Consider the following 11,344-nt stretch of genomic DNA (forward strand, 5'->3'; position numbering starts at 1 on the left):
GTCTAGTCGGTGCTGACGCCGCGACCGAGGAGGGTGAAGAGGTGCACGGCGAGTCCCACCACCACGGGCAGGATCAGCGCGATCCCGACCTTCAGATGGAGCTCGAGAGGAACGAGCAGACAGGCGACGGTGAGCACCGCCGCCAGAACCCAGCCGATCAGATTGACGGTGTGCCGCCGCGCGGCGACGAGAGCGGGACCGGTGACGCACATCATCGCCACCAGTCCGGCACTGAGGACAATGACCGCCATCATCATGGAGTCGATCTGGAATTTGCCGGCCGAGACGAGCACGATGATCGGCGGGCCGATGAATGCCGCCAGAACCGCCAGGACGGAGATGATCCCGCTGGCGATCAGCAGCAACCGAGCCACGGTCTTCCGATCGATTCCCGCCCGCTCTCGGAACACGGCCGATATGAGGAAGCTCTGGAGAGCTATGACAGGGATCACGATCGGCGCGCGAGAGAGCGTGATCGCCAGGATCACCGCTCCGATCGCCGACGCCTGTTCGGAACTTCCCGTCAAACCGATGAGCAGCGGCAGACCGCTGATCATCGCTCCCATGCAGATCGCGGCACCCACCGTGCTCGTCACATTCCTCGCGAGGGCCGGGAAGGTGACGTCCAGCGCGAACTTGCCGACGACGTGACGACGAACAGCGATCCAGACGACTGCCGCGGTGAGGCCGAACGGGAACGCTATCCCGAAGGCAATGACGACGCTCGGCAGCTGCAATGCGAAGGCGACGGTCAGTGCGATGGCGCGAATCACAGCGTCGAGGATGGTCAGCATCGCGACGGCGCGCCAGAGACTGAGGCCGTACATCACCCCGCTCAGCACGGCGATCAGGAGATAGCCGGCGAGGGCGATGCACAGAGCGGCGGCGAGCGCCCAGGCGGACCCCGGGAGCACGGATGACGCGAGCGTGAATCCGAGGACGATGCCCACGACCATGATGACGCCCGCTGCGGCGATCGTGAACGTGCGCAGCACGGTGTTCGGAGCATGCGCGGTAGAGGGGCGCGCCGCACGCGTCACCTCCTGCTGGACGCCGGACATGGCCGAGACGCAGAGGTAGACAGCAGACCAGAGGACCGAGAAGGTGACGTACGACGCCTCCTGCTCAAGGAGAACCGGTGCGAGGAGCTGGATGACGTAGCCGAGGATCCCCGCGATCACAGTCGCGAAGAGGATCCACCGCAGTCCTCCGGCGGTGGATTCAGTCTTCGTCATCGGTGACGTCGGCCTGCGCCTGCGCAGCGCGGATCTCTTCGACATCCGTGCGCAGGATCGCGACTTCTTCTGCCACACGGCGAACTTCGTCCTCCGCCTGGGACAACTCCCATGACAGGTGCAGCGTGACACCGACGAGCAGGAAGATGGCCAACGAGAAGATCAGGTTGGACGGTATCTCCACGCCGAGCACATCGGCCAAGCCGACGAGCAGCCCGGGGAACAGAGCGAGCACGAGGATGGCGACACCGACGAGCAGCCACAGCACGGCGTACTTCTCTCGCAGCTGCCGGCGCAGCAGCAGGGAGACGATGAGCACCATGACCACCAGCGCGAAGATGATGCCTACGGCGACGATCACGATGAGACCTCCGAGGCGAGTCGACGGCGTCCACGCATCAGCGCGAGCGAAAGCGCGAAGGTCGCGCGAAGCAGATAGATGGCGGCGCCCAGCGGATTCTGGCTGGGGCGACCGTGGGCACGCGGCCGCATCGCTACAGGCACCTGGGTCACGGTGAGGCCTGCGTGGAGTGCACTGACCAGAGAATCGATGGTGTCCCCGAGGTACTCGGCGGGGTAGTAGTGCACGTACTGATCGATCGCCCGACGGTTCGCCGCGCGAAACCCGGATGTGACGTCGGTGAGTCGAGTGCGTCCGACATGCGAGAGCACTCCGGCGAGCATGGTCATCGCCCATCGGCGCGGACCGCGGACTTTGTAGTCCCCGACCTCGGCGAATCGTGCGCCGATGGAGATGTCAGCGATGTCCAACCCGCCGAGCACGGCAGAGATCTCATTGGGGTTGTGCTGTCCGTCGGCGTCGACCTGGATCGCTCGTGCGTATCCATGCCGTTGGGCATAGCTGAACCCCGTCCGCATCGCGCCGCCGACGCCCATGTTGAAGGGCAGCACGATGACGCGTGCGCCGGCCAGGCGCGCCTCCGCTGCAGTGCCGTCGGTGGAGCCGTCGTCGATCACGAGGACGTCGTAACCCTCGTCCACCGCGAGGATCTCGCGGACGGTGTTGCCGACGTTCTTGGCCTCATTCCAGGCCGGAACGATGATGAGCGTGGGCTCCAGCTGTTGTGGCATAGTGACACCGATCTTAGCGGGAGAGTCCGATATCCTCTCGCACGTTGGACAGCCGACCCCGGGTAAGGTCTCTTCGAGTGTCGTCGCGCCGGGTGCGCGTCAGAACACTGTGATGCGCGTCGGCCAACAGAAAGTCTCAAACATGGATCTCCTCGTCGTGGGTTCGGGCTTCTTCGGCCTGACCATCGCAGAACGGGCCGCGAACGCCGGCCGCAAGGTCACGGTCATCGACCGTCGTCATCACATCGGCGGCAACGCGTACAGCGAGGCGGAGCCCGAGACGGGCATCGAGGTGCACCGTTACGGCGCGCATCTCTTCCACACCTCGAACGCCACCGTGTGGGAGTACGTCAACCGTTTCACCACGTTCACGAACTACGTGCACCGCGTCTACACGACGCACAAGGGCACCGTGTTCCCGATGCCGGTCACCCTCGGCACCATCAACCAGTTCTTCCAGTCGGCGTACACGCCCGATCAGGCGCGAGCCCTCGTGCGCGAGCAGGCGGGGGAGTTCGACGTGAAGACGGCGGCGAACTTCGAGGAGAAGGGCATCGCGCTCGTCGGACGCCCGCTGTTCGAGGCCTTCTTCCGCGACTACACAGCCAAGCAGTGGCAGACCGACCCGCAGAAGCTGTCCGGCGACATCGTCAGCCGCCTGCCCGTCCGCTACACCTACGACAACCGCTACTTCAACGACACGTGGGAGGGCCTGCCGACCGACGGCTACACCGCGTGGCTCGAGCGGATGGCGGACCACCCCAACATCGAGGTGAAGCTGAACGTCGACTACTTCGACGAGGCGCAGCCGCTCAGCAAGAAGGCGACCGTCGGCCAGGTGCCCGTCGTCTACACGGGCCCCGTCGACCGGTACTTCGACTACGCGGAGGGCGCGCTCAGCTGGCGGACGCTCGACTTCGAGCAGGAGGTCCTGAACATCGGGGACTTCCAGGGCACGACCGTGATGAACTATCCCGACATGGACGTGCCCTACACGCGGATCCACGAGTTCAAGCACTTCCACCCGGAGCGCAAGGACGTCTACGAGTCCGACAAGACCGTCATCATGCGCGAGTTCTCGCGGTTCGCGGGCCGCGACGACGAGCCGTACTACCCGGTGAACACCCCGACTGACCGTGACGGGCTGCTGGCGTACCGCGAACTCGCGAAGGGCGAGAAGGACGTGCATTTCGGCGGACGCCTCGGCACGTATCAGTACCTCGACATGCACATGGCGATCGGCTCGGCGCTGTCGCTGTGGAACAACACGCTCTCGTAGACTCGACCCTATGAGTCACGCTGCTGTCGGGGCGCCCGGGACGCCCCGGCGCTATCTGCATTCCCTGTGGCTGCTGTCGGCCCGAGACCTCAAGGTGCGGTACTCGACGAGCTTCCTCGGATACCTGTGGTCGGTGCTGGATCCGCTCGTGATGAGCGCGATCTACTGGTTCGTCTTCACGCAGATCTTCCATCGTGATGTCGGCGAGGAGCCGTACATCGTGTTCCTCATCAGCGCGCTCCTGCCGTGGGTGTGGTTCAACTCCTCGGTGTCGGACTTCACGAGAGCCTTCAAGAAGGACTCCCGGCTGGTCCGCTCCACGGCCATCCCTCGTTCGATCTGGGTGAACCGCATCGTTCTCAGCAAGGGCATGGAGTATCTGTTCTCCCTGCCGGTGCTGGCCGCGTTCGTCATCATCAACCTGCTCGTCGAGCAGAACCCGGCGAACACCGTCCAGGTCGGGTGGGGCATCCTCTGGATGCCGGTCGCGATGATCCTTCAGACCGTCCTGCTCGTGGGACTCGGTCTACTCGTCGCGCCGCTGTGCGTCCTCTACGTCGACCTGGAGCGGACGACCGCTCTGATCCTGCGAGCGATGTTCTACGCAACCCCGATCATCTACAACGTCACGGATCTGCCGGGGATGTTCCAGACCCTCGGAGCCTTCAACCCGCTCGCCGGGATCTTCATGCTCTACCGCATGCCCTTCTTCCCCGATCAGTGGAACCTCTTCACCCTGCTGATCAGCATCGGCATGACTCTCGTGATCCTGGCCCTCGGGATCTGGACGTTCCGCTCGCTGGAGCGACCCGTGCTGAAGGAGCTGTGATGTCGAACGCCATAGAGGTGAAGGGGCTCGGGGTCCACTTCCGCCGCAACCGCCGCGGACGACGCAGCTTCAAGGATCTGTTCGCCGGAGCATCCCGGCGCTCGCGCCCGGGTGAGTTCTGGGCGCTGCGCGACGTCTCGTTCACCGTGCAGCAGGGGGAGTCGATCGGCGTGGTCGGTCGCAACGGCCAGGGCAAGTCCACGCTGCTGCGTCTCGTCGCGAAGGTCCTGCTGTCCGACGAGGGGACGGTGACGGTGAACGGGGGAGTCGCCCCGCTGATCGAGATCACCGGCGGTTTCGTCGGCGATCTGACGGTACGAGAGAACGTACGACTGACGGCCGGCCTTCACGGCATGTCGCGCGACGAGGTCTCGCGTCGATACGACGACATCATCGAGTTCGCCGAGCTCGCCGGTTTCGAGGACACTCCCTACAAGCACCTCTCGAACGGCATGAAGGTGCGGCTCGCGTTCTCCGTCGTCTCGCAGCTCGACGAGCCGATCCTGCTCGTCGACGAGGTTCTCGCAGTGGGAGACAAGGCCTTCCGCGAGAAGTGCTACAAGCGCATCGACGAGCTGCTCGCCGAGGGGCGCACGCTGTTCTTCGTCAGCCACAACGAGCGCGATCTCCGCCGTTTCTGCACGCGCGGCCTCTACCTCGACAAGGGCACCCTCGTGCTCGATGCGCCGATCGCCGAGGTGCTCGACCGCTACAACAAGGACTACAACGCCGGCTGAGCCCGGCGGCAGCGATGCATCAGGCTGCGACGAGGTCGGTCAGCACGTGCAGCGAGGTGCGTGCCGCATCGACCGCGCTCGTCGTGTCGGATCCCTCGCTCGCTGCGGTCTTCAGATCGGCGAGCTTCTGGGCGTAGTCGGCCACTCCGTCACTCCACTCCGTCGCGATCGACGACGGCGGCAGAATGTCGGAAAGACGCTGTGCGTCCTCCTGCAGCGTCTCGACGACCTGCACGGCATCCGGGCCGCTGTTGGCTGCGGCGATGTCGAGGCCGCGCTCGGCGTCCTCCAGCCAGAAGCCGACCTGGTCGCGGAACGTGTCGATGGAGGGATCCACCGGCTCGGGTGCGGTGGTCACCGGCGGATCGGTCGGATCGCCAGGCATGCTCTCTGATGGTGACGGTGATCCGCCGGCACCGGGCTCCGGGGACTCGCCCCGAGGCAGGAGGAAGAACAGCAGCACGCCGACGACGACGAGGCCGGCAACGATGAGTGTCACGATGAGCGCGATGCGACCGCGGTTGCTCTGCTGGGGTTCCATCGGGGCCCAGCGGGCATCAGGCTGCTGTTCGTCGGTCATGCCGGTCATTCCTCCAGTGCGGGCATCGGCTTCCAGGAGCGGTCGCGGCCGAGCTTGCCGCCCTCCTTGAGCCCACGGAACAGATTGCTCGTTCCCCGCACCGTCCGCTCGACGAACAGCAGGCGGATGAGCTCCTTCGCGAACGTCATCGACGTTCCGAGACCGAAGAGCACCGGGTTGTAGTTGTCGTGGATGCGGTAGTACTGCTTGATGTACGCACGGTTGCGCATGATGTAGAAGCGGTAGGCGTTGCTCGACGCGTTCATGTGGCGGATGCCCATGTCCCACTGCTTGATCTCGCGGGTGCGCCGCAGAACGAACTCATCGACGATCACCGCCGTGGTCTTACGGGAGGCGAGCCACCCGTACATCTGGTCGTCCCAGTAGATGAAGAAGCGGTGGTCGGGCAGGCCGATCTGCGTCACGATCGAGCGGTGGATGAACATGCCCTCGAAGCATCCGCTGTTCATCTCCTTGTAGCCCGAGGCGTCGAACCCCGAGGGAGCGAAGGGGATCGGGATTCCCATGCGCTCGGCGATCCGGTACTGCCAGTAGAACTCGCTGCCGTCGTAGTCGTAGCGGCGTCCCTGGATGCTCTTGAAGCGAGGAGCCCACTTGCCCATCTTCGCGAGACCGTCGGGGACGACCTCCACGTCGTCGTCCATCATCCAGATCCACTCGGATCCGATCTCGTAGGCCGTGCGCATCCCCTCGCTGAAGCCGCCGGATCCGCCGGTGTTGGTCTCGAGTCGACGGTAGACGAGCTCGGTGCCCAGGCGCGGGTGGAACGACTCCACGACGTCGGTGGTGTCGTCGGACGAGGCGTTGTCGATGATCACGACGTGGCCGGGCTTCGGCTCCATCGCGGTGATGCTCTCGAGCAGACCGGTCAGCAGGTGCGATCGGTTGAAGGTGACGATGACGATCGTCGCGGACGCCGGGTCGAAGGGGGCGTGTGTCACGAGGTGATTTCTCCGGTGGCTGGGTGCCCGCAGGGCGCCGCGAGCAGATCCCACACTACCCGGAAGACCTGCGGAAACCCCCGAGGGCGCGTCGGTGCGCTCAGGCCTGAGGGCGCAGCGTCGGGATCGCGCCCGTGTGCGCCGCGTCGATGCTCTCTCGCCACGACCGTGTCTGGCCCGCGCGCAGGGCGCACAGCACCAGCATGAACCACCCGGCGCCGACCAGGGTGAAGCTCTCGAACATCGACTCCACGGCGAGCGTGACCAGCATCAGAGGCGTCCATGCGTACACGACGGAGCGCCGCACGCTCGCGACGAGCCAGGAGCGGATGGTGGCGATGCCGCCGAACAACAGGAAGAGCACGAGTCCTGCTGCGCCCAGCTGCAGCATCACGTCGAAGTACGCGTTGAGCGCGCTCTGATGGTGGTCGTCGAGCAGGAAGTTGATGTAGGTGAACGGATACTCTCCGCGTGCCCAGGATCCGAACCAGCCCCACCCCTCGACCGGCTTGAGGGCGACGAAGTCGAGGATCGTGTTCCACAGGGTCGCTCTGGACGAGAAGTCGGACCCCGCATCGAGCAGCGCGATGATGACGTGCCGAAGAGCGAATGCCGCGGCCAGCGCCAGCGCGACGAGCACACCGAGCACCCATTGCACGAGCGTCCTTCGTTCGGCGGGTGCATGTCGCACGATCGTGAGCGCCACGGCGACGACGCCGACGGCCGCAGCGAGGACGAGCACCATGGGAGAGGAGGAGAAGAAGGCGAGGAGGCCAGCCAACGCGATCGACGGGATCGCGATGCGTGCGGTCAGGGACTGCGACCGCCACTCGACGACGAACGTGATCAGCGCGATCACGGTGACGAAGCCGAGCATGTTGCGGCTGCCGAAGAGGCCCTGCACGGGCCCGCCGACCGCCAGCTGCCCCTGGATCCCGAGGAAGGTGAACGGGGTGTCCAGCAGCACACCCGAGAGGATCTCGAGGGCGAGAGAGACGATCAGGAGCAGTCGCAGCGTGTCGCCGAGCGCCCGAACGGTCTGCAGCGTGTCGCGGATGTGTCCCACCGTGATGGCGAGGAACGCGAAGCCGAAAAGCTCCATCCATCCGAGTGCGGTGTCAGACCTGTCGGTCGACCACAGGACGCTGACGGCCGCCCAGACGAGGAATGCCAGCAGCGACGACGGCGCGATCCGGAGCAGGGAGAGCTCTTCGCGTCGCACCCACAGGATGCAGGCGCCGAGCGCGCAGAGCACGCCGATGACGGTGGCGAGCGTCACCGGCGACGCCGCGCGCTCTATCGTGAAGGCCGCGAAGACCGCCGTCAGCACGGCGACCGTGTAGGCCCGAGCGAACTCGGCCGAGCCGAGCAGATCCGTCACACGGCGTCCGAAGGTCACGGAACCCGCCGACTTCTCTCGCCGCGCTCGATCACTCGCTCGCGCTCGCCGACCCCGACGAGCGGTACGGCCTTGATCTTGAACGACAGCAGCACGAGCAGCATCCAACCCCACAGCATGATGGGCGTCGACTCCGTGAGTCCCTGCACGAGCAGGACGACGGTGAAGAGGCTCGGCAGCAGGGTGACAGCCGAGTACGGGCGGTCGGATTGCAGATCCCACCGCGGCCGGTCGATGGCGAAGAACCAGGAGCGCCACAGCAGGCCGAGGTAGGCGAGTGCGACCAGAACCAGTCCGAGCACGCCCAGCTGCATCAGCACGTCGAGCCACATGTTGTGCGCGTGGAACACCGTGATCCCGTGGTCTTCGATCCACCCGGCGAACGCGGGGTCGAACGGCACCCAGGGGCTCGAGAAACCATTGCCGAAGAGCGGATGCTGGGCCGCGCGCTCGAGGACCTTCTCCCAGATCTTGTCGGAGCGGCCCGTCAGATCCGCACTGCGACCGAGCAGAGCGAACAGCGGCTCGCGCAGCAGCCATGCAGCGGTGCCGATGACCGCGGCGCCGCCGATGAAGAGCACGTAGAGCCTGGTGCGTCCGCCGGGCGTCTTCGTTCGGCGCATCAGCAGGGCGACGACGAGCACGACTCCCGCCGCGGCCGCACAGGCGTATGCAGTGGCGGACCCGGCCCTGAGCAGGAAGTACGCGGCGAGCAGGGCCCAGAGCGCGAGCGTCGTCCGCCAGCGCGTGCGTGCAGCGAACAGCACTCCGAAGGTGAGGATCGCGAACAGGCAGATGATCGCGAGCAGGTTGGAGTTGCCTACGATGCCCTGGATGCGGCCGCCGTCGAGCAGGTTGCCACGCACCCAGTACCAGTGCGCGTTCGTCTCTCCCTCGGGGCGCACGAAGAAGTTCGGCAGGATCGGTCCGTGCACGACGAGAGCCACCCACAGCTCGATCGCGAGCGACAGGCCGAGGATCCACTTGAACGCCGAAGCGAGGGCCCGAACGATCTCGTGCCAGGTGAGGACGTGCACGATGAACAGCGCGTTCACAGTCACTGTCGCCAGCAGCACCCAGGTGATGATCGTGGCCCCGGGCCACTGCGACCAGGTGACCGAGAGCAGCGCGACGACGGTGTACGCCGTCGCAGCCCAGGGCAGACGCCGCCAGGCGAAGGGGTGCGGGCGTCTGCGGGCGATCATCGGGACGCCGATGCCGAGCGTGGCGAGCAGGAACACGACCAGCGTGATCGCTGCGCCGATCTCTCCCAGCAGGTTGTACACCGCCGAGTGCGCGAACGTCACGAACAGGACGAGGATGATGTATCCGCGCAGCAGAAGATGCCCCGTCGACTCGCGCTCGGGCGCGGTGGGCGGGGCGGCCACCGGATGCTTCGTGTAGTGCGCCATCGCGTTCAGGCTACAGCGCGCAGCTCGCAGAGCACCTGAGCGTCGCGCTCGTGGCACGGCGGGTTCCGGTGCCAATACTCTGGTGGCATGCTGCTCAGTCTCTCCAACGTGCCCCGCGACTACGCCTGGGGATCCCCGACGCTCCTCGCCGACCTCGAAGGTCGCGCTCCCGCAGGCGGCCCAGAAGCCGAGGTCTGGTTCGGAGACCACCCGGGGGATCCGGCGGACGTGCGGAGCGGCGGGACGCTGGACGCCGTCACAGGCGGATCGCTGCCCTACCTGCTCAAGCTGCTTGCTGCCGCCTCTCCGCTGTCGATCCAGGTGCACCCGACCATCGAGCAGGCCAGGGCCGGATGGGCGCGAGAGGCCCAGCTCGGCGCCGACGACCCGAAGCGCAACTATCGCGACGACAACCACAAGCCCGAGTTGATCGTCGCGCTGAGTGAGCGCTTCGAGTCCCTGAGCGGACTGCGTCCTCTCGCCGGCACCCGGCGCCTGCTGTCCGCTCTGGGGGAGAGCGCGGGCGTCGTCGAGCTGTCCTCTCGACTCGATGCCGGCGGAGACGTGCTTCGCGACACGATCGGCTGGCTGCTGTCCGGCGAGGCGCAGCCCGTGGTCGACGACGTCGTCGCCGCGGTGCGTGCGGCGGTCGGCACGGATTCGGGGGAGTGGGGCACCACCCTGGAGGCGGTCGCGGCGATCGCGGACACCTACCCGGGCGACCCCGGCGTGGTGGTCGCTCTGCTCATGAACCACGTGGTGCTCCGTCGCGGCGAGGGGGTCTTCCTCCGCGCGGGTCTTCTGCACGCCTACATCTCGGGCCTCGGCGTCGAGATCATGGCGGCGAGCGACAACGTGCTGCGCGGCGGGCTGACTCCGAAGCGGATCGATGTGCCCGAACTGCTCTCGATCCTCGACACGACGACCGGCGAGGTGCCGGTGCTGCGCCCGGCGGAGGTCGGCGCGATCACCGAATACCCGGTGCCCGTGGCGGACTTCGCGCTGAGTCGCGTCGCTCTGAAGGGCGACGAGGTGTCGGTCGATGTCAGCGGGCCCACCATGGTGCTCGTCACGGCCGGTCGAGTGGAGGTCCGCGGGCATGACGGCGAGTCGCTCGTCGTCCCGATCGGGACGACGGCTTTCGCGACGCCCGACGAGGGTCGGTTGGCCCTCTCGGGGCAGGGGGAGGCGTTCATCGCGTCTCCGGGTGCAGCCACCAGCTGAGCGGGTGCCGGATGCCGACACGACACGCCGTACGAGGCTCAAGAACCTTCAAGACCTGATTGAGGGTTTACGATCCGCGACTTGACCGATGGGAATGACACGGGTGTAATTAGTTGAGCACGGCCCGCCGAGGGGGCGGAATACAGGGGTTGGAGAGCGAGATGACGGGTTACCGTTCAGACGTACCGGAGAACTGGTTCGTCGATCCGATCAACCTCGGTGTTCCCGGGGTCCGGAAGGCCGAGGTCGACGAAGAGAACGCTCTCGCCTGGCAGAGCGACGCTCTCTGCTCGCAGACCGACCCCGAGGCCTTCTTCCCGGAGAAGGGCGGCTCGACCCGCGACGCCAAGCGCATCTGCACCTCGTGCGATGTCCGCGGTGAATGCCTCGAGTACGCGCTCAACAACGACGAGCGTTTCGGAATCTGGGGCGGGCTGTCGGAGCGCGAGCGCCGCAAGCTCAAGCGCCGCGCAAGCTGACGATCTTCATCGGCGCCGCATCCTGACCACGGTCAAGATGCGGCGCCGTTGCCGTCTCCGGCGGACTGTGCCGTCGCTCATGGCTTCGCGGCCACGCCGGGGCCGCTGGTCCGCGG

Annotated in this window: 12 protein-coding genes; 5 read left to right on the forward strand and 7 right to left on the reverse strand. The window is 66.3% G+C overall.

From position 1 onward, the window contains the following. Positions 1-2: 2 nt before the first annotated feature. Genes MRBLWH13_RS04055 through MRBLWH13_RS04065 form a run of 3 tightly spaced genes read right to left on the reverse strand, consistent with a single transcriptional unit; the run spans position 3 to position 2,327 of the window. Entirely contained in the window at positions 3-1,235 is a 1,233-nt protein-coding gene (locus MRBLWH13_RS04055; protein WP_341957029.1) for a hypothetical protein, read from the reverse strand. Beyond that, positions 1,222-1,596, reverse strand: a complete 375-nt coding sequence (locus MRBLWH13_RS04060) for a DUF2304 domain-containing protein (protein ID WP_341957030.1) — start codon at positions 1,594-1,596, stop codon at positions 1,222-1,224. Before MRBLWH13_RS04060 ends, MRBLWH13_RS04055 begins: the two co-directional genes overlap by 14 nt. Further along, positions 1,593-2,327 (reverse strand): glycosyltransferase family 2 protein, encoded by a 735-nt coding sequence (locus MRBLWH13_RS04065; RefSeq protein ID WP_341957031.1) that lies wholly within the window; start codon positions 2,325-2,327, stop codon positions 1,593-1,595. The genes MRBLWH13_RS04060 and MRBLWH13_RS04065 overlap by 4 nt, the downstream gene beginning before the upstream one ends. Before the next feature lie 142 nt (positions 2,328-2,469). Between MRBLWH13_RS04065 and glf the strand changes: the two genes are divergently transcribed. The 3 genes from glf to MRBLWH13_RS04080 are packed head-to-tail and all read left to right on the forward strand — an operon-like array spanning position 2,470 to position 5,172. Next, entirely contained in the window at positions 2,470-3,606 is a 1,137-nt protein-coding gene (gene glf / locus MRBLWH13_RS04070; protein ID WP_341957032.1) for a UDP-galactopyranose mutase, read from the forward strand. A 10-nt stretch (positions 3,607-3,616) separates the two neighbouring features. After that, positions 3,617-4,435: an ABC transporter permease gene (locus MRBLWH13_RS04075; RefSeq protein WP_341957033.1), complete on the forward strand. Its 819-nt coding sequence runs from the start codon at positions 3,617-3,619 to the stop codon at positions 4,433-4,435. After that, positions 4,435-5,172 (forward strand): ABC transporter ATP-binding protein, encoded by a 738-nt coding sequence (locus MRBLWH13_RS04080; protein ID WP_341957034.1) that lies wholly within the window; start codon positions 4,435-4,437, stop codon positions 5,170-5,172. The genes MRBLWH13_RS04075 and MRBLWH13_RS04080 overlap by 1 nt, the downstream gene beginning before the upstream one ends. Before the next feature lie 19 nt (positions 5,173-5,191). Here the strand turns inward: MRBLWH13_RS04080 and MRBLWH13_RS04085 are convergent, their stop codons facing one another. The 4 genes from MRBLWH13_RS04085 to MRBLWH13_RS04100 form a co-directional block, all read right to left on the reverse strand. Then, positions 5,192-5,752 carry a hypothetical protein gene (locus MRBLWH13_RS04085; RefSeq protein WP_341957035.1) on the reverse strand — a complete coding sequence of 187 codons (561 nt, stop codon included), beginning with the start codon at positions 5,750-5,752 and terminating at the stop codon, positions 5,192-5,194. 5 nt (positions 5,753-5,757) lie between these two features. Beyond that, complete coding sequence (locus tag MRBLWH13_RS04090; protein ID WP_341957036.1) at positions 5,758-6,714, reverse strand: glycosyltransferase family 2 protein; 957 nt, start codon at positions 6,712-6,714, stop codon at positions 5,758-5,760. Positions 6,715-6,814: 100 nt separating this feature from the next. Next, positions 6,815-8,113 carry an O-antigen ligase family protein gene (locus MRBLWH13_RS04095; protein ID WP_341957037.1) on the reverse strand — a complete coding sequence of 433 codons (1,299 nt, stop codon included), beginning with the start codon at positions 8,111-8,113 and terminating at the stop codon, positions 6,815-6,817. After that, a complete protein-coding gene (locus MRBLWH13_RS04100; RefSeq protein ID WP_341957038.1) occupies positions 8,110-9,525 on the reverse strand; it encodes an O-antigen ligase family protein in 1,416 nt (471 codons plus the stop codon). The genes MRBLWH13_RS04095 and MRBLWH13_RS04100 overlap by 4 nt, the downstream gene beginning before the upstream one ends. Before the next feature lie 87 nt (positions 9,526-9,612). Here MRBLWH13_RS04100 and manA point away from each other — a divergent pair, with 87 nt between their 5' ends. Together manA and MRBLWH13_RS04110 are read left to right on the forward strand one after the other, a co-directional pair. Next, the gene (manA, locus tag MRBLWH13_RS04105; RefSeq protein WP_341957039.1) at positions 9,613-10,749 is read left to right on the forward strand and encodes a mannose-6-phosphate isomerase, class I; all 1,137 of its coding nucleotides are present in this window, start codon (positions 9,613-9,615) and stop codon (positions 10,747-10,749) included. A 161-nt stretch (positions 10,750-10,910) separates the two neighbouring features. Then, positions 10,911-11,228: a WhiB family transcriptional regulator gene (locus tag MRBLWH13_RS04110; RefSeq protein ID WP_341957040.1), complete on the forward strand. Its 318-nt coding sequence runs from the start codon at positions 10,911-10,913 to the stop codon at positions 11,226-11,228. Positions 11,229-11,344 lie beyond the last annotated feature (116 nt).

Source organism: Microbacterium sp. LWH13-1.2, assembly GCF_038397735.1.
Taxonomy (GTDB): domain Bacteria; phylum Actinomycetota; class Actinomycetes; order Actinomycetales; family Microbacteriaceae; genus Microbacterium.

What these genes read in the sequence shown, in the direction of transcription:
- MRBLWH13_RS04055 (WP_341957029.1), bottom strand. Translation starts at nt 1,235, where the DNA reads ATGACGAAGACTGAATCCACCGCCGGAGGACTGCGGTGGATCCTCTTC.
- manA (WP_341957039.1), top strand. Translation starts at nt 9,613, where the DNA reads ATGCTGCTCAGTCTCTCCAACGTGCCCCGCGACTACGCCTGGGGATCC.
- MRBLWH13_RS04085 (WP_341957035.1), bottom strand. Translation starts at nt 5,752, where the DNA reads ATGACCGACGAACAGCAGCCTGATGCCCGCTGGGCCCCGATGGAACCC.
- MRBLWH13_RS04080 (WP_341957034.1), top strand. Translation starts at nt 4,435, where the DNA reads ATGTCGAACGCCATAGAGGTGAAGGGGCTCGGGGTCCACTTCCGCCGC.
- MRBLWH13_RS04100 (WP_341957038.1), bottom strand. Translation starts at nt 9,525, where the DNA reads ATGGCGCACTACACGAAGCATCCGGTGGCCGCCCCGCCCACCGCGCCC.
- MRBLWH13_RS04110 (WP_341957040.1), top strand. Translation starts at nt 10,911, where the DNA reads ATGACGGGTTACCGTTCAGACGTACCGGAGAACTGGTTCGTCGATCCG.
- glf (WP_341957032.1), top strand. Translation starts at nt 2,470, where the DNA reads ATGGATCTCCTCGTCGTGGGTTCGGGCTTCTTCGGCCTGACCATCGCA.
- MRBLWH13_RS04075 (WP_341957033.1), top strand. Translation starts at nt 3,617, where the DNA reads ATGAGTCACGCTGCTGTCGGGGCGCCCGGGACGCCCCGGCGCTATCTG.
- MRBLWH13_RS04065 (WP_341957031.1), bottom strand. Translation starts at nt 2,327, where the DNA reads ATGCCACAACAGCTGGAGCCCACGCTCATCATCGTTCCGGCCTGGAAT.